This window comes from Nitrosomonas communis (genome assembly GCF_001007935.1).
GTDB lineage: Bacteria > Pseudomonadota > Gammaproteobacteria > Burkholderiales > Nitrosomonadaceae > Nitrosomonas > Nitrosomonas communis.
Genome location: NZ_CP011451.1, coordinates 3,296,497 through 3,320,875 on the forward strand (window position 1 = coordinate 3,296,497; position 24,379 = coordinate 3,320,875).

The 24,379-nt window shown below is 46.8% G+C and carries 20 protein-coding genes; 8 read left to right on the plus strand and 12 right to left on the minus strand.

Translation table 11 applies throughout. The features are described 5' to 3' along the window. Nucleotides 1-12: 12 nt before the first annotated feature. Together AAW31_RS14850 and AAW31_RS14855 are read right to left on the minus strand one after the other, a co-directional pair. On the minus strand, nucleotides 13-885 hold the full coding sequence (locus AAW31_RS14850; RefSeq protein ID WP_046850823.1) for a PA4780 family RIO1-like protein kinase: 873 nt from the start codon (nucleotides 883-885) through the stop codon (nucleotides 13-15). Between the two features lie 119 nt (nucleotides 886-1,004). Continuing rightward, nucleotides 1,005-1,208 (minus strand): hypothetical protein, encoded by a 204-nt coding sequence (locus AAW31_RS14855; RefSeq protein ID WP_046850824.1) that lies wholly within the window; start codon nucleotides 1,206-1,208, stop codon nucleotides 1,005-1,007. Between the two features lie 293 nt (nucleotides 1,209-1,501). Between AAW31_RS14855 and AAW31_RS14860 the strand changes: the two genes are divergently transcribed. From AAW31_RS14860 to AAW31_RS23775, 5 genes are all read left to right on the plus strand, one after another. Beyond that, on the plus strand, nucleotides 1,502-2,644 hold the full coding sequence (locus AAW31_RS14860; protein ID WP_046850825.1) for an HD-GYP domain-containing protein: 1,143 nt from the start codon (nucleotides 1,502-1,504) through the stop codon (nucleotides 2,642-2,644). Nucleotides 2,645-2,718: 74 nt separating this feature from the next. Continuing rightward, nucleotides 2,719-5,121: a Tex family protein gene (locus AAW31_RS14865; protein ID WP_046850826.1), complete on the plus strand. Its 2,403-nt coding sequence runs from the start codon at nucleotides 2,719-2,721 to the stop codon at nucleotides 5,119-5,121. A 387-nt stretch (nucleotides 5,122-5,508) separates the two neighbouring features. Continuing rightward, complete coding sequence (locus tag AAW31_RS14870; RefSeq protein ID WP_046850827.1) at nucleotides 5,509-6,303, plus strand: TIR domain-containing protein; 795 nt, start codon at nucleotides 5,509-5,511, stop codon at nucleotides 6,301-6,303. A gap of 303 nt (nucleotides 6,304-6,606) precedes the next feature. Then, nucleotides 6,607-6,744 carry a type II toxin-antitoxin system HicA family toxin gene (locus tag AAW31_RS22280; protein WP_200899645.1) on the plus strand — a complete coding sequence of 46 codons (138 nt, stop codon included), beginning with the start codon at nucleotides 6,607-6,609 and terminating at the stop codon, nucleotides 6,742-6,744. 3,366 nt (nucleotides 6,745-10,110) lie between these two features. Continuing rightward, nucleotides 10,111-11,610 (plus strand): DEAD/DEAH box helicase, encoded by a 1,500-nt coding sequence (locus AAW31_RS23775; protein ID WP_392390536.1) that lies wholly within the window; start codon nucleotides 10,111-10,113, stop codon nucleotides 11,608-11,610. Nucleotides 11,611-12,198: 588 nt separating this feature from the next. On the opposite strand, the gene AAW31_RS21470 is transcribed toward AAW31_RS23775, so the two are convergent. Beyond that, nucleotides 12,199-12,345, minus strand: a complete 147-nt coding sequence (locus AAW31_RS21470; RefSeq protein WP_158441555.1) for a hypothetical protein — start codon at nucleotides 12,343-12,345, stop codon at nucleotides 12,199-12,201. Between the two features lie 415 nt (nucleotides 12,346-12,760). On the opposite strand from AAW31_RS21470, the gene AAW31_RS14885 reads away from it, so the two are divergent. Further along, nucleotides 12,761-14,020, plus strand: a complete 1,260-nt coding sequence (locus tag AAW31_RS14885) for a CAP domain-containing protein (protein ID WP_046850829.1) — start codon at nucleotides 12,761-12,763, stop codon at nucleotides 14,018-14,020. A 442-nt stretch (nucleotides 14,021-14,462) separates the two neighbouring features. On the opposite strand, the gene prfB is transcribed toward AAW31_RS14885, so the two are convergent. Further along, nucleotides 14,463-15,576 (minus strand): peptide chain release factor 2 gene (gene prfB / locus AAW31_RS14890; RefSeq protein ID WP_144412989.1). Its coding sequence is split into 2 segments (ribosomal slippage): nucleotides 14,463-15,494 and nucleotides 15,496-15,576, totalling 1,113 coding nucleotides; the frame shifts between segments, so codons are not numbered across the junction. 487 nt (nucleotides 15,577-16,063) lie between these two features. On the opposite strand from prfB, the gene AAW31_RS14895 reads away from it, so the two are divergent. Together AAW31_RS14895 and lplT are read left to right on the plus strand one after the other, a co-directional pair. Further along, on the plus strand, nucleotides 16,064-16,570 hold the full coding sequence (locus AAW31_RS14895) for a septal ring lytic transglycosylase RlpA family protein (protein WP_235264394.1): 507 nt from the start codon (nucleotides 16,064-16,066) through the stop codon (nucleotides 16,568-16,570). Between the two features lie 317 nt (nucleotides 16,571-16,887). Then, nucleotides 16,888-18,162: a lysophospholipid transporter LplT gene (lplT, locus tag AAW31_RS14900; RefSeq protein ID WP_046850830.1), complete on the plus strand. Its 1,275-nt coding sequence runs from the start codon at nucleotides 16,888-16,890 to the stop codon at nucleotides 18,160-18,162. 134 nt (nucleotides 18,163-18,296) lie between these two features. Here lplT and AAW31_RS14905 read toward each other — a convergent pair whose 3' ends face one another. The 8 genes from AAW31_RS14905 to AAW31_RS14940 all read right to left on the minus strand — a co-directional run bounded on the left by AAW31_RS14905 (nucleotide 18,297) and on the right by AAW31_RS14940 (nucleotide 24,255). Next, nucleotides 18,297-19,049 carry a uracil-DNA glycosylase gene (locus AAW31_RS14905; RefSeq protein ID WP_046850831.1) on the minus strand — a complete coding sequence of 251 codons (753 nt, stop codon included), beginning with the start codon at nucleotides 19,047-19,049 and terminating at the stop codon, nucleotides 18,297-18,299. Then, a complete protein-coding gene (gene rimI, locus AAW31_RS14910; RefSeq protein ID WP_046850832.1) occupies nucleotides 19,046-19,507 on the minus strand; it encodes a ribosomal protein S18-alanine N-acetyltransferase in 462 nt (153 codons plus the stop codon). The genes AAW31_RS14905 and rimI overlap by 4 nt, the downstream gene beginning before the upstream one ends. After that, nucleotides 19,504-20,178, minus strand: coding sequence for a tRNA (adenosine(37)-N6)-threonylcarbamoyltransferase complex dimerization subunit type 1 TsaB (gene tsaB / locus AAW31_RS14915; RefSeq protein WP_046850833.1), 675 nt, complete (start codon nucleotides 20,176-20,178; stop codon nucleotides 19,504-19,506). The genes rimI and tsaB overlap by 4 nt, the downstream gene beginning before the upstream one ends. Before the next feature lie 44 nt (nucleotides 20,179-20,222). After that, nucleotides 20,223-20,774: an RNA 2',3'-cyclic phosphodiesterase gene (gene thpR / locus AAW31_RS14920; RefSeq protein WP_082110483.1), complete on the minus strand. Its 552-nt coding sequence runs from the start codon at nucleotides 20,772-20,774 to the stop codon at nucleotides 20,223-20,225. Next, the gene (ispF, locus tag AAW31_RS14925; RefSeq protein WP_046850835.1) at nucleotides 20,767-21,264 is read right to left on the minus strand and encodes a 2-C-methyl-D-erythritol 2,4-cyclodiphosphate synthase; all 498 of its coding nucleotides are present in this window, start codon (nucleotides 21,262-21,264) and stop codon (nucleotides 20,767-20,769) included. The genes thpR and ispF overlap by 8 nt, the downstream gene beginning before the upstream one ends. Further along, nucleotides 21,261-21,968, minus strand: coding sequence for a 2-C-methyl-D-erythritol 4-phosphate cytidylyltransferase (gene ispD, locus AAW31_RS14930; protein WP_046850836.1), 708 nt, complete (start codon nucleotides 21,966-21,968; stop codon nucleotides 21,261-21,263). Before ispD ends, ispF begins: the two co-directional genes overlap by 4 nt. A gap of 269 nt (nucleotides 21,969-22,237) precedes the next feature. After that, nucleotides 22,238-23,575: an ATP-binding protein gene (locus AAW31_RS14935; RefSeq protein WP_046850837.1), complete on the minus strand. Its 1,338-nt coding sequence runs from the start codon at nucleotides 23,573-23,575 to the stop codon at nucleotides 22,238-22,240. Then, nucleotides 23,572-24,255 carry a response regulator transcription factor gene (locus AAW31_RS14940; RefSeq protein ID WP_046851841.1) on the minus strand — a complete coding sequence of 228 codons (684 nt, stop codon included), beginning with the start codon at nucleotides 24,253-24,255 and terminating at the stop codon, nucleotides 23,572-23,574. The genes AAW31_RS14935 and AAW31_RS14940 overlap by 4 nt, the downstream gene beginning before the upstream one ends. Nucleotides 24,256-24,379 lie beyond the last annotated feature (124 nt).

Sequence of the window (24,379 nt, forward strand, 5' to 3'; positions counted from 1 at the left end):
CTATTGCTCATATCAATACTGTTGTAGTCGACGACTTGTCCAACGCTCCCGCTTGTATTTTTGCCAAGCCATCTCCTTTTTTAAGGTCACGTTAATAGCATCCAAAACACTATTTAAATTAACCGGTTGAGTTTTCTCCTCAGTATTTCCGCTCAAATTAACGTCCAAATGCAATTTTCCTCTCTGATAAAGAGACCAAATCTCGGAACCATAATCGGTATATGCCAGTTCTGGAGCAAACCGGCTTAAATAGGCAGTAATATTATTAACATCGCGTTTAAATATTCTTTGGGAATTGTAATTATTTGCTGCAGAAATCGCCTGAGGGAAATCGATGATAACAGGACCTTGGTTACCGATTAACACATTGTATTCAGATAAATCACCATGAACGACATCATGGCAAAGCATACGGACAATCTGCCTGATTAAGAAATCATGATATATCCATGCCAGCGCAGGACTCAATGTCAAATCATTCAACCGGGGAGCAACATCACCATTGCTATCAGTAATCAGCTCCATTAATAATACCCCTTCAAAAAAATTATAATATTTTGGTGTTGGCACACCGACTGTAATCAGATGAGACATGGTATCTACTTCGGTACTTTGCCACGCTTCTTTCTGTGCCATACGACCAAAATGACTTCTCCTTTGAATCGCATGCAGAGATCTCCCTTTTCTAACCAATCTGCCCTTGGTATAGCTTACATTCTGGCGGAAATTTTGTTTGTTTGTTTCTTTATAAACTTTGGCACATAGGAGCTCGCTGCCACAACGCACAACGTACACCATCGCCTCTTTGCCACTCATAAGTTGGCAAATTACTGAATCAATCAGACCTTCTTCCACCAATGGCTCAATTCTTTTTGGGATTTTCATTAGCTCTTATGTAAACATGTCAATACAGCACATGTTTTCCATACTCCTGTCAAATAAATAATTCTCTCTACTTAACTGGTGAGAAATCACGTAGCTATTACCTCACCTTCCACTATTAATTAATTCTGCTGAAACCTTGGTGACTTGCTTCGATGCCAGACCGTATCCTCGGGCGCAATATCAATATGTTTGACAATAACGAGGGCTTTACTCACGCTATTCTGGTCTGTTGTTAATGACTGCTTTCTGGTTGCAGTAAACTTCATATGAAACTTATCCAGCAGAATCTGATACAAATTAATTACTTTATGTTTAAAAAACATCTCCATCTCCTTGATTGCAGTTATTACTTGTTACGGTAATAATCAACCACGTGATTTGCATTGTAGAAAGAAAAAAACACTCTTGGAATGTGGCAAATTGCCGCAGGGCAATTTGTCGCAGCCATTTATTTTTAGTTGACATAAAACAACCGCCCAAACAGTTGTCTTAATATAATAGAACTGCTTGATGACAAAATTATTACCTTTTGATCCGTTATTCTCTTATGACATAATGGTTTACGCTGATAGAACCACAGCAGATTTCAAAGCCTGGTATCATAAGGAGTGCTGCTATGACTTCCAAGAAAGAGGATTTGTTTTCACATCAGGATGCACTCGCCCAATTGCATGAGAGCCAGCCCCTGTCTGCTAAATTAGATTTCTTACATCAATTGATCCGTGAAGATTTTCCGTTTATCGACCGTCTAGCCATTGCCTTACTCGATGAGAAAACTGGCATACTGAAGACTTATATCCATAGCACTACCGGTAGCGAAAGCCCTTTAATTGCCTATGAGGCACCGCTTGATAGCGCCCCCTCATTACGCGAAATCATGCAGCATCGCCGTCCACGGATCGTACAAGACCTGGCAATTTTTAAGAAAGGTGCTCACCCACACACAGAGTTGATAGCAGCTAAAGGTTATAAAGCAAGCTATACCCTACCGCTTTACCAAAACGACGTTTTTGTTGGCTTCTTATTTTTCAATTCGTTTGAATCCCATCCATTTGTACTCGCCGTGCTACGCCAACTCGATATTTATGGCCATTTGGTCGCGCTTGTGGTCATCAATGAGCTAGCGACTATCCGTACCCTTCTGTCGGCAGTTAAAGCGGCCCGCAGCATGAAGCATTATCGCGATGTAGAAACAGGCTCACATATCGATCGGACTGCCCATTACTCACGTTTGATCGCACGTGAATTAGCCCCGCGCTATCATCTCAGTGATGAGCAAATCGAACATATCTTCATGTTTTCGCCTTTACATGATATTGGCAAAATCGGCATTCCTGACAGTATCTTGCGGAAACCAGCCAAACTGGATGAACGCGAATTCGATATCATGAAAACCCATCCGGAAAAAGGCCGGGAAATCATTGATACTATTCTCACAGATTTTAATCTTGGCGCTTTTAGTGATGTCAATATCCTGCGTAATATCGCTGAATATCATCATGAAGCAATCGACGGCACAGGTTATCCTAAAAGTCTGAAGGGTGAAGAAATTCCCATTGAAGCCCGCATCAGCGCAGTGGCAGATATATTCGACGCATTAACTTCAAGTCGCGTCTATAAACCAGCCTGGTCGAATGAAGAAGCTTTCGCTATGCTACGACATTTAGCCGGTGATAAACTGGACCGGGATTGTGTCGATGCCTTGCTCAACAATATCGATAAAATTCAGGCAATACAGCAACGTTTTCAGGATAATTAACGAAGCAAGTTCCAACCGAACAAAGCGTTATCAGTATACGCACAGCTTTTAACTTCCCCAGCAAAATAGAATCTATGACCTCATCCATCACACAAACACTTTCAGATGAAACACAACAAAAAATCGTACAGCTTATTGCTAAGGAACTCAGCGTTGCTCCTTCGCAAGTAGCAGCGGCAATCAATCTGCTCGATAGCGGCGCAACCGTACCTTTCATTGCGCGTTATCGCAAAGAAGCAACCAATAATCTAGATGACACGCAACTGCGGGAAATTGAAGAACGTGTTCAGTATCTGCGCGAACTGGAAGATCGGCGCATGACGATCCTGGCTTCGATTGAGGAGCAAGGCAAACTTACCGATGAACTGCGTCTTGCCATCGAACAAGCTGCAACGAAGCAACTGCTGGAAGATATTTATCTACCTTACAAACCCAAACGACGCACGCGTGCCCAAATCGCACGTGAGGCAGGACTGGAGCCGCTAGCTGATGCGTTGTTGCACGATCCGACGCTCGTTCCCGAGCAGGAAGCAGCCAAATACATCAAAGTACAGCCAGCCGCTGAAGGAGTGGAAGCGATCAACATTCCAGACGTGAAAACCGCGCTCGAAGGCGCGCGTGATATTCTGGCTGAGCGTTTCGCCGAAACGGCTGAGCTACTCGCTGCCCTGCGAAATAAACTCTGGAATGAAGGGATTGTGACTTCGAGGGTTGTAGCGGGTAAAGAAATGGCAGAAGAAGAAAAATTCCGTGACTATTATGCCTATTCGGAGCCGATTCGCTCCATCCCTTCGCATCGAGCGCTGGCATTGTTTCGTGGCCGCGCCTTGGGTGTACTCAAAATTGTTCTCGGTCTGGATGAAGCGGCTGAAACTATGGTACCGCATCCCTGTGTCGCCATGATCGCGGCTCATTTCGGCATTGAAAATCGCGGTAGAAATGTCGATAAATGGCTGGGGGATGTCTGTCACTGGACATGGCGGGTCAAAGCACACCTGCATCTCAGCACCGAATTGTTGTTGCAATTGCGCGAAGCAGCCGAAGCGGAAGCCATCAAGATTTTCAGCCGAAATCTGCGTGAATTAATGCTAGCCGCCCCGGCAGGTCCCAAGGCTGTACTCGGTCTTGACCCTGGCTACCGCACCGGCTGCAAAGTGGCGGTAGTCGATGCGACCGGGAAACTACTGGCAACAGACACGATTTATCCCCATCAGCCGCGCAATGACTGGCAGGGAGCCCTGGCCACCCTCACACAATTAGTGGTCCGCCATGGCGTTGAACTGATCTCAATTGGTAATGGCACTGCCAGTCGTGAAACGGACAAGCTGGCTGCCGAGGTCATCAAGCTGGTGGCAGAACAAAAACCAGAGCTTAAAGTAACCAAAATCGTCGTGAGCGAGGCCGGTGCCTCGGTCTATTCCGCTTCAGCTTTTGCCGCAGCCGAATTTCCAGATCTCGATGTCAGTCTGCGCGGTGCCGTGTCCATTGCCCGGCGTTTGCAGGATCCATTGGCAGAGCTCGTCAAAATAGAACCCAAATCGATCGGTGTCGGCCAGTATCAACACGATGTCAACCAACGCGTCCTGGCGCGCTCGCTCGATGCCACTGTGGAAGACTGTGTTAACGCAGTCGGTGTGGACGTCAATACTGCATCAGCCCCCCTGCTGTCGCGGGTTTCCGGCTTGAACCGCATACTGGCTCAAAACATTGTGGAATATCGTGACACCCATGGCCCCTTCCCAAATCGTCAAACGATACGCAAGGTACCACGCGTCGGCGAAAAAACCTTCGAACAGGCAGCAGGCTTTTTGCGTATCAACGACGGCGACAACCCCTTGGATCGCTCGGCCGTGCACCCGGAAGCCTACCCTGTGGTCGAGCGCATCCTGGCGCGCCTGAAAAAAGGCATTGAACATGTCATGGGTCGACCGGAAGTGGTGAAAGAACTCTCCCCCAACGAATTTACCGATGACACCTTTGGCCTGCCGACAGTTAAAGATATCCTGACTGAATTGGAAAAACCCGGTCGCGACCCACGCCCGGAATTCAAAACAGCCCTCTTTCAAGAGGGTATCGAGTCGTTCGCGGATTTACAACCCGGCATGATCCTCGAAGGGGTTGTAACTAATGTGGCTGCCTTTGGCGCTTTTGTCGATATCGGTGTGCATCAGGACGGCCTGGTGCATGTGTCCGCTTTGGCAAGCAAATTTGTCAAGGATCCCCATCAAATCGTCAAACCCGGCCAAATCGTTAAAGTGAAAATACTGGAGGTCGATGCCGCCCGGCAGCGTATCAGCCTGACCATGCGTCTGGAAGATAAAGCGGACATTCCCTCCCCTAGTGCCGACAACCGCGATCGCCGCCCTCATGAACAACGCAAACGGCAGTCACGTGAAGCACAGCAAAAGATCTCGCGCAGACCTGAGCCTGTTAGTGCGCTTGCATTAGCGCTGGCACGGGCTAAAGAGAAAAAGTAGGCAAATACTTTTGTAAGATCACAGATTAAAGTCTTGCATTGCAGCAATCTTTGGGCTATTTTTCGGTTCGTTGAAATTAAGGAATTTACAATGACGAGATCGCTAAAAACAGACCATGGGCTAAATTGGGTTACATCACTCTACTATTTAGTTGGATTATTTATAAAGCACAAATCAGTTTCTGCGCGCGAAGTTCATTAAAAGCAATCCACTGCCGAAAGACGCAGGTTTCTATGAGCTCTGGGTTTGGTTCGACAAGTTCCACGCAGCAGAAGCGGACACCAATGCGAACAGCATATAACAGCGCCTTTGAGAGTGACCTCAGAAAGCGCTGCGCGCTTTTCTCGGTACCTCAAGGCGAGCGTTGGGCCTGAACGAGAAAATAATATGGCAACCTGCTTTGTTATTCAGCCGTTTGACGCTGGTAAGTTCGACAAGCGTTTCGAGCAGGTCTTTAAACCGGCAATCGAAGCAGCAGGACTCGAGGCCTACCGCGTAGATAAGGACCCAAGAGTAGATATTCCCATTGACGCAATTGAGGAGGGCATTCGCTCAGCAGCCGTTTGCCTCGCTGATATCACCACAGATAACCCCAATGTTTGGTATGAACTCGGTTATGCGTTTGCGTCTGGTCGCCCGGTGGTTATGGTTTGCTCAGAAGAACGTACCGGTAAGAAATATCCTTTCGATATCCAACACCGCACAGTGATCTCGTACCTCGTCAAGGCGCCAGGTGACTTCGATAAACTCCGTGACACCCTTACTGAACGGATAAAGGCGCTCATCGAACGAGGAGCCGCATTGGAAAAAATAGCGGAGTCAGAGCCGGTAGCAACTTTAGAAGGCCTATCTCAGCCTGAGTTGCTCCTTCTTGCATTGGTAGCCGGTGACGCATCTCTGCTAAGATCTAGCACCAGCCTCTACTCGGTAAGACGAAGTGCGGAGCAGTCTGGTTTGACTAACGTTGGTTTTTCTCTTGGTGTTCGTCGTCTTGTGTCAAAGCGATTTGTCGATCTTGGAGAGGACACCGACTACAATGGTGAGCCCTACGACATTATGATTATTACGGAAGTCGGTTGGTCTTGGATCGAATCGAACGAAAATCTGTTCGTGATTCATCGTCCCAAGAAGCACGCAACAGCTCCAGACGTAAAAGGGTTTGAGGATGATATCCCGTTCTAAGAGCAGCCCAACAACCGCTTTCAACCGACGCCGAAGCTTTCGCAACGTCGCTGCTGAAGCAGGGTGTTAGGCATTTCGTCACCCTGCAACCAAAGGAGTAAATTTATGGAATTATCGGCCGTTTTAAGCCTTGTCCCGGAAGGGGATATGTCGCATTCAACCCTGACACCGGCACGGCTACGCAAGGCGAAACCGCAGAAGAAGCTTTAGCCAATCTGTGCGAGGCAACAGAGCTATATTTCGAAGAATTTCCCCTTGTTGTTTCAGGTCGACCATTGCTGACTACGTTCGAAGTGCCAGAAAATGTCTAAATTACCGGTTGTATCTGGTGCCGAGGTCGTGCAGGCCTTGGAACGACTCGGCTTCGTCGTCGCCCGTCAACGTGCTAGCCACATAGCCATGCGTCGCGGTTTGTCTGGCTGCGTTATTCCCAACCATTGAGAGTTGAAGATTGGTACGCTGGCTAGCTTGCTCAAGGCAGGCGGGCGTTTCCACCGAAGAGTTTGTTGAAGCCCTTCATGCCTAGCCTGCACTTCCGTAACCTGAAATAGTGGAAAAGGTGTCAATAAGTACCAGTTATTAAGCGACCCTGAAATTTAGACAGAACCGTATTCGATCTGGCAGTCGATCTGCCAGCGTTGAGGCAGAGCAGCAGGTTCGGATCGAATGCGTTTCATCAAAATGAATTATCACATATACCCTATAAATCAGGTATTTTCTGCAGGATAAGTTGTTGTGATAGAACCAAGCTTGTGTTTAGATTTATTTGTAAGCAAGCTGAAGTAATATAATATTTTGTTTATTTTAAGTGTCTTATGTCTAAATTACTCACTAAGTGAAATCGACGACATAATCTACGCTATTTTTACCTCAATACAAGTAAAGTTAGATCTCATGAAGGGGTTTTCATGCTAGGCGGTGTTCTCTTTTGTGTACATTTGTCAGTAGACACAAATTTTCTCGCTATAAGGCCTTCAGACTTAATGGGAATAAAAAAAACACAACTCTATATTCTCTTTAATATTGACGACTCGGTGCTAACAGTAATTAAAAGTGTCAAAACTACAAAAGCTTCTTAAAGATTAGGCTATGTCAAATTCAGTTAAGGAAGAACGTCGGCAACTATTTGAAAGCTATCATCAATGCACTCCTTCGGAACAGGCCGCAGTTAATTTATTGGCAGTTGCTTGGGGCGGGCTTAGCAAATCGCAGATTACAACGCCATTACGCAGAATTTTGAGTGCGGGTGAGGCAGCTAACATCAAGCTGGAGCGTCTGCAGCACAGCAGGCTGCTCAAAATCGAGAAAACATCGTGGAATAATCAACGCCTAAGGTGCAATAAGCTTATCGTTGAACTGGTGACGCGCGAACTTGTCGCAAGCGGCGCATTCGAACGCTATGTCGATCTGGTACACCTTGCCGCACCTTTGCAAACAGCCTATCAGAAAACCGCCAAGGATGACATCCAGTTCCGCGACGATGACGAACTGATCCGGGAAGTACGCATCGGTATTTACCGGGCGGACGTGCTTTACATTGATCGCTTGTTTGAGATGCTGGGGCGGGTGCAGTATTCCTACTGGAACGGTCTACCCCAACGCTGGTCTGAACCTGCGCCAATTTACGCAATGGTTTGTGATAATCCCTTCGAGCGTGACTGGTTTGTACGCTTACCCGCAAAAATCAGAGAACCTGCCTTGCCGTTGATCTTGTTGCAGCAGGCTGCAGGTTGGGAGCAGGAGGCAGCGGCCTTCGATCTGTTGCGCGAAGCATGCGAGGAACCAGCTACGTCGGTGCCCGAAGATTGGCTACTATGCCTGACCCTGATCTCGATTCTAAGGGGTGAGATGCAGGCCGCGCAGGCTGCATTGTCCCGTTGTCCGGTCAGCTTCCGTGAGCGTACCTATCATGGTTTGCTTTTGCTACTGGAAGGAGATCATGACAATGCGCTGCGGTATTATCGGGAAGGTCTGAGCCTGCTGCGCAAAGGACAAGTTAAACGCAGGTTTTTCTTTCCGGGAGTTACGGGGTTTTTCTTCGTGTTGGGTTTGTTTCAGCGCAACCAAGCCGGCGACCTGGATGAGGCTCAAAAACTTCTGGAGATGGTTCCTGAAGATCACTCCTTTGACTCAGTCTTTATGCTGATGAAGTCCGTTCCAGCGTTGGAACGAGATCAGCCCGGTGCGCTGACACAATTGAATATGCGATTTGAGCAGATTCTACACTATGGCCATATGAGCCCCTGGATTTTCTGGATCGGCTTGTGGCTGCTCCATCAATACGAGCAGGCTACAAAATTAGCTCCCTATTTGTCGCAAGCGAAGACTTATCAGGAACAAGCCAGTCATTACGGTTATGGCTGGCTTGCAGCGGAGCTAGCGGCACTGATCGCGCGCATCGAACCGAGGCAGACCGACATGAAAAGTGCGGCCGAGGCCTTCGAGCACTCTAAGGGTATCAGGCTGCTGGTCAATCGTATCCAATACCAGGAACCTTGGGAGCGCGCTCTGAACGCCATCAAGAATACCGTGGTGCGTGCTACGGCAACAGGTAAGCGGGACGAAACAGCCGAGTATCGTCTCGCCTGGTTGTTGTCACGCGGGCACGCCTATCTTGGCTTCACGTTGGAGGCACGGGAACAGAAACGCAATGCCAGTGGCGGCTGGAGTAAGGGCAAGCCCTTGTCGATGAAGAAAGTGGCTGAAATGGCAGAATCGACAGCTTATTTTTCCGAGCAGGATCGCCGCGTAGCCGCGCATATCGCTCCCGACCCGTACACAGGAGGTTATGCCTTGTCCAGCCGCGGCTGGCTAGCGATGGTGGGCGCGCCCAATGTGTCATGGAAGGATAGTGGCGTCGCTGTGGAGCTGGTCGCTGCTGAGCCGGAACTGCGGGTCAAGAAAAAGCCTAAGGACGAGCAAGTCAAAATCGAATTCTGGCCGTTGTGCGATGAGGAAGAAAGTGTGGTGCTGGCCGAAGATGGCCTGACCCGTCTCAAGATTGTCGAACTTAAGCCAAAGCACCATCGTCTCGCGGAAATCATCGGTAAGGGAATCGAAGCTCCGGTCTCCGCCCAAGAGCGCATTCTGGCCAGCCTGGGTTCAGTATCCGCCCTGGTGACCATCCATTCAGACATCGGTGGCGGAGAATTGGCTGCCGCCGAGACAGTCCCGGCTCATGCGCGTCCCCACGTGCAACTGATTCCAGAAGGCGAGGGACTACGCCTCGCTATCCTGACCCGACCCTTTGGCGAACAGGGTTCGTATTGCACCCCCGGTTCCGGTGGCTCCAGCTTGATTGCGGAAATCGGTGGCAAGCGCCTGCAAACCCTGCGTGATCTCAAGCTGGAGCGAAAACTGGCGAATGAACTCATCGCGCTTTGTCCCAGTCTCGGCACTCAGGCGCAAGAGGTAACCGCTTTTCACTGGCTGCTGGCAGATACTGAAAGTAGCCTGGAGTTTTTGCTGGAACTGCAGAAAGCAGGTGATAAGACCCAGATCGAATGGCCGCAAGGAGAAAAATTCAAGGTGCTGGGACAGGCTGGGTTAAGTCAGTTCAGCATTAAGGTCAAGCAGCAGCGTGACTGGTTCAGCGTCAGCGGCGAGCTCAAGCTGGACGATGGACAAGTGTTGAATATGCAACGCTTGTTGGAATTGACGGAAGGCGCCCAGGGCAAATTCATCCGCCTTGATGAAGGACGCTTTTTGGCCCTGACCGAGGCATTCAAGAAGCGCTTGGACGATCTGCGTGCTTATTCGGAAAAACATGGCAAAGATCAGCGGCTCCATTCGTTGGCGTTACCGGTCATGGGTGAAATCGCCGAAGAAGTGGGTGAGTTCCAAGGTGATGCCACTTGGCGCGCGCAATTGAAGCGATTGCGCCAGGCAGAACAAATCCAGCCGAAGCTCCCGTCCACTTTACAGGCGGAGTTGCGAGATTACCAACGCGACGGCTTCGAATGGCTGTTTCGGCTGGCCACTTGGGGCGTAGGAGCTTGCTTAGCCGATGACATGGGTTTAGGAAAGACCTTGCAAGCCTTGACCATGATCCTGTGCCGCGCCAGCGAGGGGCCGACACTGGTAGTTGCGCCGACTTCGGTTTGCATGAACTGGCAGAGCGAGGCGCAACGTTTTGCGCCGACCCTCAACGTTCACATCCTGGGCGGCGGTGATCGGCAAAAGCTGATCGAGAGCTTACGTCCAATGGACCTGTTAATTTGCAGTTATGCTCTATTGCAGCAGGAATCGGTCGGTAAATGCCTAACCGCACCTACCTGGCAAACCATCGTACTGGATGAAGCTCAACTCATCAAAAATCCGGCAACCAAGCGTTCCCAGCAAGCCATGGCTCTCCAGGGCCTGTTCAAGATCATCACCACTGGAACACCAGTGGAAAACCATCTGGGCGAGCTTTGGAATCTATTCCGATTCATCAATCCCGGCCTGCTCGGTTCTCTGGAAAGCTTCAACCGCCGCTTTGCGGGCCCTATCGAACGCAACCAGGATCGGGAAGCGCGCCAGCGGCTAAAACGCATGATTCAACCTTTTATCTTGCGGCGAACTAAGACACAAGTGCTGGATGAGCTGCCGCCACGTACCGAGATCGAGCTGCAAGTGGAACTGAGTGAGCAAGAAGCAGTATTTTACGAAGCCTTACGCCGCAAGCTGTTGAATGAGCTGAACGAAACTCAGGCAGCCGAGGAAGATAAACGTTTCAAAGTATTAGCAGCAATCACCAAGCTGCGTCGGGCCTGCTGCAATGTGCAGCTTGTTGCGCCGGAGCTGGGCCTTTCGAGTAGTAAGCTGGCGTTGTTTGGCGAGGTTATGGATGAGCTTCTCGATAATCGCCATAAAGCCTTGGTGTTCAGCCAGTTCGTCGATCACCTCAACCTCATTCGTCGCTATCTGGACGAAAAAGGCATCGACTATCAGTACCTGGACGGCCAAACCCCGCCAGCGGAACGCAAGCAACGGGTAGATGCCTTCCAGGCAGGACAGGGCGATGTCTTTCTCATCAGTCTTAAAGCCGGTGGCGTAGGACTCAATTTAACGGCTGCGGACTATGTCATCCACATGGATCCTTGGTGGAACCCGGCTGTCGAGGATCAAGCCTCCGACCGCGCCCACCGCATCGGTCAGCAACGCCCCGTCACCGTATACCGGCTGGTAACGAAAAACACCATCGAGGAGCAAATCGTGTCGCTGCACAAGCACAAACGTGATCTTGCCGATAGCGTGCTGGAGGATGGTGAAATCAGCGGTAAGATCAGTACGCAGGAATTGCTGAATTTGATCCAACTTGGATAAGTTTGGTAGCTCGAGAGAAATGGCTGGAGTTCCTGCTTCTGAGTTTTCTCATAAAGCATAAGGGGTCAGGTACAGAGTCAAGAATTCCTGTTCTTGCGAACCATAGCTTCAATCATCGTTGAATGCAATTAATCAAACTCTCCCATTTATCGCTGGCTGTATGCGCCTGTCTTGTAAGCAACACTAATCGCTGTTTTACAGTTTTTGTATTGCGCCGCAACTTCCGACCAAGGTTTTGCCATCAACTCTTTTTACTGCTTGGGTATATTTAAACCGTCTTTTTTTCCCAATTCTCTTCTACTCATTTTTCTTCTTTCGCAACCTGTCCCCAATTCTAAGCAAGAAGTGTTGCGTTTTTTTCATGAGGACTATTCAGAACCCGACGGTATCGTAATCGCAACTACGATTCGTGAGTAGTCCTTTTGCTTTTGTCAAGGACGGCAACAGCATGGCCGAGTCCTTGCAATCGTTTGCCTATCCTTCAAACACCAGCAGAGCAAAGGGCTTGCCGCTGCCGTCGCACACGACATGAAATTTTGAGTTCAAGCTGCCTTTTGTACAGCCGATATAGTAGTGAGTATTCCTCTTTTAGCAAGCTGGCTGCTGTGCGGTGCATCTTGAGGTAGTTGCGCTAACCATCAGCCGATCCGGTGCTTTGGCCTTACCGGCCAGCTTAGCAAGGATATGGTTGAAGACACCCACACGGCTCCAGCGCACAAAGCAGTCATATAGCATCTTGTGCGGCCCGTACTCTTAGAGCTCATTCTCTCATTGCAGGCCATTCTTGATGTCATAAACGACCCAATGATCACGCGCAGATCATCCCCACGTGCAACGCCGTGAGGATAGCCAGAAATAAGACTTCATACTTTTTATCTAAAGCGCATAAAAAAATTGCCGATAGCATTTTTAATTGAAGGATTCACCAAATACTTCAATTAGATTTTATAAATTCCAATGTGAGAGGAATTAACCAATGACCGGACTTAAAACGATCAACGTCTCTAATTTTTCTTTTATCACTCCCCCTTCACTTAATAAAAAGATTTTCAGTTTAGAAACTATTTATCCCAAAAAGTAAAAAGCCAGCATTACTTAAAAGCCGTTTCACGCATCAATTTTTACCAACCCAAAAACCGGAGCTTCGCTTATGTCACAAGCTAATGCCTACGAACAACACATGCTACAACTTATCAATGCTGAACGGGCTAAGGTTGGCGCTCAACCGCTCGCTTTCGATGACAATCTTAATACAGCAGCAGAGCGTCATAGTAACTGGATGATTGATACAGACACATTTTCTCATACTGGCATAAATGGATCAGATCCAGGCGATCGCATGGAATCAGCAGATTATGATTTCTCCGGTTCCTGGGCCTGGGGAGAAAATATTGCCTGGAGGAGTGCTCGCTCACCGTCCGGTTTTGCAGACGAAGTAGAGCAAATGCACATTTCATTGATGAACTCACCCGGCCATAAAGCCAATATCTTAAATGACAATTTTCGTGAAATTGGGATTGGCCTGGAAGTCGGCCCATACAGTAGATTCGACGACGCTGCTTTCATTACCCAGGATTTTGCCAAAACATCAACCAATCCTTTTTTGGTGGGGGTCGCCTTTGATGATCTGGATGGTGATAAGTTCTATGATATCAATGAAGGATTAGATAACCTCACCGTCACTGCCAAAAACAATACCACCGGCACCATCACAACGACGCAGACAAGCCCCGCTGGTGGCTACCAGTTGGAGCTTGCTGCCGGTAATTATACTGTCAGTTTTACTGGTAACGGGATAGCCACAACGACCTATCAAGTTAGCATCAACAGCAAGAATGTGGAGCAGGATCTGGTCGACCCAACCTTGAATGGAGGTACTTCTCAATCTAGCACGGATACTTCTATTCCTCAACTTAACACAATCATTGGGACATCAAGTTCAGATGAACTGGAAGGAACATCTGGCGCTGATGCCATCTCAGGTTTGCGCGGTTCAGATCAACTTCATGGCCACGAGGGCAAAGATACCCTTGATGGCGGCAGCGGCAATGACATTCTATGGGGCGGAGCAGATGCTGACACCTTAACAGGTGGAACGGGCAGAGATATTTTTGTTTTTGATACGAAATTGGACGGTACTGTCGACAAAATTACGGACTTTACCCCGGGCAACGATATTATCTATTTGGAGAACAACATTTTTACCAATCTGACCAGCGGAGACTTTCTCAGTGCCAGAGCCTTCTACATCGGCACTCAAGCACACGATAGCACGGATCGAATTATTTATAACACACAAACTGGCGCTCTCAGCTATGACGCCGACGGTATTGGTGGTGCTAGCGCCCAGCAATTTGCCCAATTAACGGGTGGGCTTGCACTGACTAATGAAGATTTTTATGTTGGCTGATTAAGTTGAACCTTTAAATAAAAACTGTGGGAGGATGCATACTTAAAGCGAAGCGGGTGCAATTTTGAATCAGATAATTCAATACACGAGTGGAACTGCACCCGCTTTTTTGATGCTAAGATAAGATAACGCTGGCAGGCAGATGAAATCCAGCAGCAATTGTTTTTACTTATCATAAATATTGGTCAAAGAGCGAATGGTACGCCCGCTAAATCTGGTCCAGATGGGTTTATTCATCTCATTGGCACTCATTCTGATCTCTGATCGCTGAGCTAAAAATTAACATGTGATACTCCTCCGTAAACAGACCGCAATCTAATAAAAGGGAGATTGCGGCCTGTGCTTTCCAAGAACAAGCTCAAACTCTGAATCATAGGCAGCTTGCCACGTAGCTTGTGAAACTCACGATTGTCAATCGGTCTCACTATTTCAACAAAACCAATCAGACAGCATCTTCACCCCGCTTCAAGCTGGCCTCGATAAAATCATCCAAATCGCCATCCAGAACTGCTTGCGTATTGCCGATTTCAACATTAGTCCGTAGATCCTTAATGCGCGATTGATCCAGCACATAAGAACGAATCTGATAGCCCCATGCAATATCAGTCTTGGCGTCTTCAACAGCCTGCTTGGTCTCATTACGTTTGCGCAATTCCGCTTCGTAGAGGCGTGATTTCAGCATGGCCATGGCATCGGCCCGATTCCGATGCTGAGAGCGACCACTTTGGCATTGCACTACGATATTGGTAGGAAGATGAGTGATCCGGACAGCCGAGTCGGTCTTATTGATGTGCTGGCCACCTGCCCCAGATGCTCGAAAGGTATCGACACGTAAATCTGCCGGATTGATGTCAATCTCGATACTATCATCGACTTCCGGATAGACGAATACACTGGCGAAAGAGGTATGGCGGCGGTTGCCTGAATCAAACGGCGATTTACGCACCAGGCGATGTACCCCTGTTTCGGTTCGTAAATAGCCATAGGCATAATCACCCGTTACCTTAAGCGTAGCACTTTTAATCCCTGCAACGTCACCCACAGACTCTTCAAGCACCTCTACCCCAAAGCCGCGGCGCTCGCAATAGCGCAAATACATTCTTTCCAGCATAGCTGCCCAATCTTGGGCCTCTGTGCCCCCTGAACCAGATTGAATATCAACAAAACAATTGCTGGGATCCATAGGATTTGAGAACATACGGCGGAACTCCATATCCGCTACTTCCTTCTCAAGTTGTGCTACATCCAATAGGATGCTTTGCAAGGTTGCTTCGTCATTTTCTTCTTTCGCAATTTGCAGTAATTCATCGGCATCCTGTAATTGCCTGTCGATCGCCTCAAGTGTCAATACCACACTTTCCAGTGTTTTCTTCTCGCGCCCTAGCTCCTGAGCGCGCTGCGCATCGCTCCAGACTGCGGGATCTTCTGCTTGCCGCGTGACTTCAGTCAGACGTAACCTCTTATTATCGAAGTCAAAGATACCTCCGCAATGCTTTTTCTCGATCATTGAGACCCGTAAGTTGGTGAATCAGGCTGTTGAGTTGTTCTGCTTCCATACGTTTACAATCCGAAATAAATAATCAAGGGAATATTGTAGCGTTTATTCGGTTAAATTGCCTGATTACAAGGTAAGCTCAGTTTACAAGGTGAGCTCAGTTCCTGACGGGATTAAGCAGACTAGAATGATGCTATTAATTTTTACCCTGGTATCTTGGCGTAAATACTATTAATGTAGCCTCTATTAATTAGCCTTCTACAGCTATCAATCATTTAGCACTAACATATTTGGCCAAAGCAGAAGCGATTGCTATGATATTAAACTTAGTGTTTCTCATTGTTATCATTAGTTGGGAAAGTGTATGAAATCTGAAACCAAGCTAATCTAAATACGTTCAATCTGAGCTAAATGTTCTCTCGCGGGGATTAAAAGACCATTGAGCACCCTTAAAAATATCATAAAGGTGGATGATGACGAGAATAGAATCAAGATTCACTCTGTTTAAAACAGAAATAATTCCGGTATGCAATCTATTTACAATCAAATTGATAGAATTGCGAACGACTATCAATTTACCGCTTGCAAGTATTACCGGGATATTGATATTGCTGATCGCCTTTTTATCCAGTGGCTGTTCTATTCCTACCAAATCTTCTACCTCATCCTTATCTCGAAGCAAGCAAAATGCACCGTACAATAGACCCTACAAAGTAGGAGGCAAGACATATTATCCAATATCCTCAGCAGTAGGCTATCGTGAGAAAGGGATTGCTTCATGGTATGGCAAGGAATCGGGTAATCGAACTGCAATGGGTACACGTTTTAACCCGCAAGGCTTAACTGCTGCACATAGAACTCTCCCCCTGCCCACCAAAGTAAGAGTTACCAATCTTCGTAATGGACGTGCTGTAGATGTCATTGTTAATGATCGCGGCCCTTTCAAAAGAAACAGATTAATTGATCTATCACATGGTGCAGCTAAAAAGATTGGTCTACATGGTCTTACCGAAGTAAGGGTAGAATACCTCGAAAATATGGCCAGCAATCCATAATAGTCCACTGTCACGGATCCATCGTTCGGAATAGCTATCGCTATAATATTGATATTTTGTGTGTGATTCCATTTTCAAATCAAACATGACGCGCAGGCGAGCCGCCGACAGCATCAATCATAGGGCAAGGTGAAGCCAACAAAATCAGGTTTGATTTAGAAATGGAATGACTAAGATTAAATAAAATTTTCATCTAAATGATGAGACATAAAAGGTATTATTCCGTTTACAGGTATCATTCCCTTTAGGATATACACTACTATTTTCTAATAAGTATTACCGGAAAGATTTTAACTCGAGGTTATTAAGGAGGACTCTTGGAGCGCGGATTCTATACAATAATGGTGGCACAATTTTTTTCGTCATTAGCTGATAATGCATTATTGGTGGTAGCGATCGCGCTATTGACTGACTTACAAGCCCCTACCTTTCTTACCCCCATGCTCAAATTTGTATTTGTGCTGTTTTATGTCATGCTGGCACCCTTTGTGGGTGCATTTGCTGACTCCATGGCGAAGGGTCGAGTCATGTTTATCAGCAACTCGATTAAAATAGTGGGCTGTACCCTTTTGTTCTTTGCGATAGACCAATATGTTGCGCTCAGTGCTTATGCCATAGTGGGGCTGGGTGCAGCAGCTTATTCTCCTGCAAAGTACGGCATATTGACTGAATTGCTGCCCCCGGAAAAATTGGTCATTGCCAATGGCTGGATTGAAGGATTAACTGTAGCCTCTATTGTACTTGGCACAGTGTTTGGCGGGCTTCTCATTACCCCAGCCATTTCGGCTGCTTTACTATCGCTTGATTTTCCTTTTATTGATACAGGCATCGATACCCACATAGAAGTAGCGCTTCTGCTTGTTGTAGTGTGTTATACGATTGCAGCCACTTTTAATTTATACATACCCAATACAGGAGTCGATCATCGCATACTCAAAAAGAATCCTTCATTCCTGATTCACGAATTTGCACACTGTGTCAAATTGCTATGGACCGACAAGCTTGGGCAGATTTCGCTTGCTGTCACAACTTTGTTTTGGGGGGCAGGCGCGACTTTGCAGTTTATTGTTTTGAAATGGGCTGATATTGCACTGGGCTTTCCACTCAATCAAGCCGCGCAATTGCAAGGCGTAGTGGCAGTCGGCATTGCTCTCGGAGCGGTTTTAGCAGCTAAATTAGTTTCTCTGCGGGATTCAGTAAAAGTCATTCCACTCGGTATTGCCATGGGTATCGTCGTGATGACGATGATTACTGTGCGAGACTTATGGATTGCGGTGGTGTTGCTTGTCTTGATCGGCGGTCTAGCAGGTTTTTTTGTGGTACCAATGAATGCCCTGCTACAGCATCGCGGACATATTTTGATGGGTGCCGGTCATTCCATCGCAGTCCAGAATTTCAATGAGAATTCCAGTATTCTGGTGATGATATTGCTGTATGCGCTGCTCATCCTGCTGGATGTGCATATTTACGTTGTGATTGCGCTATTTGGTTTATTGGTGGCTATCGCTATGCTTCTCATCCGTAAATGGCACCTGTTCAATCAAAGCAAAGAGGACTCACTTCATCTGATTGGCATGCATAAAGTCCATTGATGATCATACTATTCCATTTCCTCATCAGAAATGATGTGAAGACGAGCCGCAAATAGTATAAAAACTAATATAGAAGGAGAAGCTGACAATGCCAGGTTTGATTTAATAATCGGATCAGGGGTTTCCTGAGAAAATCATTGCGCCAACAATGATTGCATGGTTGCTTTGGCGAAGCATAAATCTTCCCACGCCTTGGCTTTGTCCGAGAGCGAACGTAACAGATAAGCTGGATGATAAGTAACAATCAAAGGAATATCTGCATAGGAGTGTAGCATGCCACGCAGATTGCCAATATTTTCATTAGAATGCAATAAATTCTGGGCTGCCACCTTTCCCAACGCAACAATAAGTTTAGGTTTAATCAGAACGATTTGTCGTTCCAGATAGGGCCGACACTGTTCAGCCTCGTCAGGTTGAGGGGCTCTGTTATTGGGCGGTCGACATTTTACGATATTGGTAATATAAACTTCCTCGCCACGCCGTAACTGAATAGACCTCAACATATTGTCAAGCAATTTACCCGCTTGACCAACAAATGGCTCGCCTGTTTTATCTTCTCGCGCACCGGGCCCTTCTCCGATAAACAACCAATTGGCTTGCTCATCCCCCACCCCGAACACCGTTTGCGTTCTTGACTCACATAACGGACATGCTATGCAGCCAGCAACGGTAGCTTTGAGCTGCGCCCAATCCATCCTTGAAATTTGTGCTTCTCGATCATTGGTTTCTCGATCATTACTGACTTCTTTTGCAGCATTGACTTTTGAAACAGACTGATCACTCCCCAAAATCAAGGGTACTGACTCGCCCAGAGCACTGTTTGCCCTGCGATGCCAAATAGGGGTTAAACCAAGCTCGTGCAGTGTCTCCTTGCGTCGTCGACTCATAACTCCAGCCTCATCACCAGTGCATCTTCACGCCCACACATGGCAGGATAATATCCTGTACGTATCGCGATTTGTTTAAAACCTAGTCGTTGGTACAAATTGGCCGCAGCAATATTGGACTCACGCACATCCAACAAGACTGCTATAGCCTGCTGTTGTCTGGCAAGATCAATGAAATACTGTAGCATCTTGCAACCCAAGCCTTGATGCTGCCATTGAGCGGAAATGCCAATTGTTAGAATATGGGCCTCATCGGGACCTCTCATCATAATAGCATAGCCTATCAGCAAATCGTTGAGTTCTATCACGCGGCAGTGGTAGCCTGCTCTGATCGAATCAGCAAAATTCATTTCTGACCAGGGGAAAAGAAATATCTCACGTTCGATGAGAATGACGCGACGCACATCTTCCAAGCGCATTTCCCTGATCTGATAGGTTTGCTGCAAGGAATGGCTCATCGCTCATTTTCCTTCAAAGCGACCTTATTTCGTATATAAACAGGAGCAGCCTCTTCGGGAGCGATGCCCAACCCTTTCAACAATTTTGGCGCAGCCAGTCGCGCAATTTCCTGGGCATGGGGATAACATCCCTGTTCAATCCGATACAAATTATTGCTGTAAAGATGGCTTAGCAATTCATGATGCTGATCGAAACCACTACCACACCCAACCCAGCAGCGCCCGCCCGGTAGCTGAGGTATATGCTGGGGCAAACAGAGAATAGGTGCTTGTATAATTGACCAGCCATCAGTTGTTTGAGTATAAGCAGCATAATAAATTTCACCCATACGCGCATCCAGCGCTGCCATGACATGGTTTGCACCAATTCTTTGGGCCAATGCTTCCAACGTGCTAATCCCAATAACAGGCAGGTCTGTCGCAAATGCCAATCCCTGCACTATGCCACATGCTATGCGCAAACCCGTAAATGATCCTGGACCGGCACCGAAAGCAAAGCCATCCAATTGGGTCAAAGCCAGTCCGGATTCGGCTAACATTGCTTGCAACATCGGCAGCAGTAACTCAGTATGCTTTTGCCCTGCCAATACTTCTTTGCACAGCACGTTACCATCCAGCCAGAGTGCGAGTGAACAATATTCAGTAGAAGTATCGAGCGCTAGGATTTTCATTAGGTACTCAAGGAATTTTATGAAACAAAATGTAATAACGGGATTCAGGTTTCTTCCAGAGGCCAGCGATCAAGTGACAAATAGACCGTGCCCTGATCGGTCTGTTTGGATTGCACTAATGCCCATTCATTGACGTGCCAGGCGATCGAAGCCGTCAAATGTGGCAAATTTCCGCATAACGCTTTTCTTACCAAAGTAATATGTGGAATATAACGGCGTTTTTCCAGCGAAAAGCCAGCCTGAGACAATCTATTCTGTAAATCGTTTACTAATGCAGAAAGCTTAGCAGGACATTGGCTTGGACCAATATGGACAATGCGATTATGTTGCCAGTACTGAATTTCATCCATAGTCAAATAGAAACTTGATTGTTTGACTTCATTCGCTACTTGGCATAGTGTTTCAAGTTGCTGACCAGTTACATTTCCAACAAATACTAAGGTGAGATGGATCAAAGGGAGGTTGATTGCCCTCCCCCTACAAAGGCTGGCGAGTTGGCTGGCTAGCTTGCTCAGTCTTTCTTGAGCAGCGGCATCAGGCCAGACTGCAAAAAAGACTTTTATAGTCTCTTCGGGAGAAATATTGGTTTTAATCACAAATGTCGTCAGTTTTTGTGATTAAACAGATGGCTTCGGCTACAATCCCCTCACCCCGACCTATAAAGCCAAGCTTCTCCGCAGTTTTTGCCTTGATATTAATGTCGCTGGTAGACATATTCAAATCCTGGGCAATGTTAGTCACCATCGCCAAGATATAGGGGGCCATTTTAGGTGCCTGAGCAATAATAGTGGCATCGATATTGATGACCCTGTAGCGCTTGCTGATCAGCAACCGATGCACCTCACGTAATAGTACGCGGCTGTCAATATCTTTGTAACGTGCATCCTTGTCGGAAAAATGCTGACCGATATCCCCTAATGCAGCTGCACCGATTAATGCATCACACAACGCATGCAGCAGAACATCTGCGTCAGAATGCCCCATTAGTCCTTTCTCGTAAGGAATCGCTACCCCACCAATGATCAGATCACGACCTTCTACCAGTGGATGCACATCAAAACCCTGACCAATTCTTATATTCTTCAATTTGTTTCCTTTTTTTGCAAAATAAGTTCGGCTAAGGCCAAATCTTGAGGATAAGTCACCTTGAAGTTATAAGCATCGCTCAGCACCAATCTGGGATCAAGACCTAAAGCTTCGATCGCGCTGGCATCATCCGTTATAGCGGCACTATTCACTTTACTCAGTGCATCCATTAACAGGCCCAGGCGAAACATCTGCGGTGTTTGCGCTTGCCATAAGCCATTTCTGGATTCTGTCCCCATCACACGTTGATTTAAATCGGCGCGTTTTAAGGTATCTGCAACTGGGATCGCCAATAAGCCACCAACCTCATCCAGTGCAAGTGCATCAATGAGTTGGTCAAGTTGAAAGATAGTCAGGCAAGGGCGGGCTGCATCATGTACAAGAATCCAATCATCCTTAACGATAGATCCGTCTGTTTGTTGCATTGCCTTCAATCCATTCAATACACTGTCAGCGCGCGTTGCTCCTCCGCAATACTTCACGACTAATTTATCAGCAAAGGATGACCAGTCGTAACGGTTCCATTCATGATCATCCGGGGCGAGAATAACAAATACTCTAAAGATATGCGAGGAATGGCACAAAGTGTGTAAAGCATGATAAATCATTGGCTTCCCAGCCAATGATAAATACTGTTTTGGTAATTCATTATTCATGCGCGAGCCGGTGCCTGCAGCAGGAATCAAGGCGATAAATCTAGGCATGCTTGGCTTTTCAACTGGTTTAATGGTTTTAATGGAAATAAGACTAGACGGTATTTAGGTTCTATTTTTTTAGCTCAAAAATCAACCTTACTTAATGCTGCGGATAGTTCATGGTGCCTTATTACTTATTAAAGTATCTTTTCCTCATTATCGCATATCCTTTCTGATCTGACGCATTACAGCACGTAGCACTCAGGCAGAGGAGCATTGCGCAGCAATAAAAGATGCACAATTTAAGACAGAAATAGTCTGAATTGCAAGAATTTCTATTAACGCTTTATTCGGATGATAAAAGACACTCCAATGTTCTTACCCGGCTCAATAAATAAGGCACCATCATATGCCTGAGCAATATCCCGTACAATAGCCAAGCCAATACCGTGACCTGGCATCGCTTGATCAGCCCTGACCCCACGTTCAGTGAGTCTGCCTATTTCTTCTTGCTTGACACCAGGACCATCGTCTTCTACTTTAAGCACGATATCATCGTGCACACACTGGGCTGATATAGTGACTGTCCGTCGACACCATTTGAAAGCGTTATCAATCAAATTGCCAAGCAATTCCATCAAATCGCCCTCATCTACCCTCAAACAAAACTCAGACCCAATTTCAATGACAATCTGCGGGCATTTGTCATAGTGGGCACGATTGACCGTATTCACAATTTTCTCAACGACTGGACGTAATGCGATCAGCCTTGTTCCAGGCGAACTGCCAGCTGTCGCCGCACGACGTAATTGATATTGAATGATACTATCCATCCGGTTGATCTGTTCATCGAGAACAGTTTTCATATTCACGGAAAGCTTTTCAGTTCTGATTGTACCCTGCAGGATAGTCAGCGGTGTTTTAAGACTGTGCGCTAGATCAGCTAGCGCATTGCGGTAACGCTGCTGATGTTTTCGTTCGTGTTGAATGAGCGAATTGATATTGTCGGTAAGGCGTTTTAATTCGACTGGATAGAGCCCTTGCACGCTTTCCTGCACGCCTGATTCAACGGCATTTAACTCAGATGAGACCTGTCGCATCGGTCGAAGCCCCCAATGCAATACCAGCATCTGCATAATCAATAATAAAAATCCCATCACTCCCAACCAACCCCACAAGTCTGTACGATAGCTGTCTATTTGCGCCTCAAGCGATGCACTCTCTATGATCACATGAAAAGTAAAGGGATAGTCACCTCCATCTGTTTCCCAGGCTACAGCAAAACTGTAGATAAAGTGAGGCTCATCATTAAGCATAATCTGCTCGAATTTTTTCTCACCTTCTAATAGAGGGGCTCGTGACGGTATGGGAATACTTAAAGTAGAAAACGATTTCCAGACAAGAGTATTGGTTTGATCGGTAATAAAGGCATAAACACCTGAATTGAGCTGCTCAAATTCAATCAGAGCTGGCAGTTCTTCTGGCATGGATAGACTACCCTTCCGGTCAACTTCAACCTCTCCCATCAGCAGAAAAAGCTTGCCAAGCATGCGGTCCTGTAGCGCCCTCTGGCCGCTATCGTAAAAGGCACGATCCAGCGTCAACGCAGTACCTACAATAAAGATAAAAAGTACTAATGAGGCACTGAATAAAATCCGCTGATTGAGTGATCTCATAATGATGAGGATTTGATCGCAAAGCGATAACCGCGTCCACGTAATGTTTCTATTGGGTTAAGTTTTCCGTCAGGATCAAGTTTACGGCGCAAGCGTCCAATCATAACCTCTAACACATTACTATCATGATTATCATTGTGGGAATAAAGATAGTCAGTAAGTGTTTGTTTGGAAATGACCTCACCTTGATGGCGCATTAAATGCTCCAGCAAGCGATATTCAAAAGTAGTCAGATCAACCACGTCATTACCTAACTTGACCGTTTGTTCGGCTGTATCCAGTGTGACAGGCCCATACTTCAATGTTGTACTCGGAATGGCAGTTGCACGGCGTAGAAGCGCCTTGAGTCTGGCCTGCAACTCTTCCATTTGAAATGGCTTGGCAAGATAATCATCCGCCCCCATCTCCAAACCTTTAACCTTATCTTGCCAGCTATTACGCGCGGTAAGAATAAGTATGGGCAGTAAGCTGCCTCGCTTGCGTAAAGCAGCAATCACTTCAAGGCCAGATAAACCAGGTAAACCAATATCAACAATGGCTGCATCTAATGGATATTCACTTGCAATATACAAACCTTCCTCGCCGTTATCACAAGTATCGACCATGTATCCATCTGCCTCCAGTTGCTGACTAATTTGCTTTTGCAGCTTGATTTCATCTTCAATAAGCAAGATTCGCATGATGTCAATCGAGTAGCTTAAATAGTCAAATACTGTGTTAAACCTAAAAATCTGCAAACGTGATCATACTAGCTTATTTCACTCAATCACTTAGATAGGCAGAATTACATGGGAATTTTTCTAT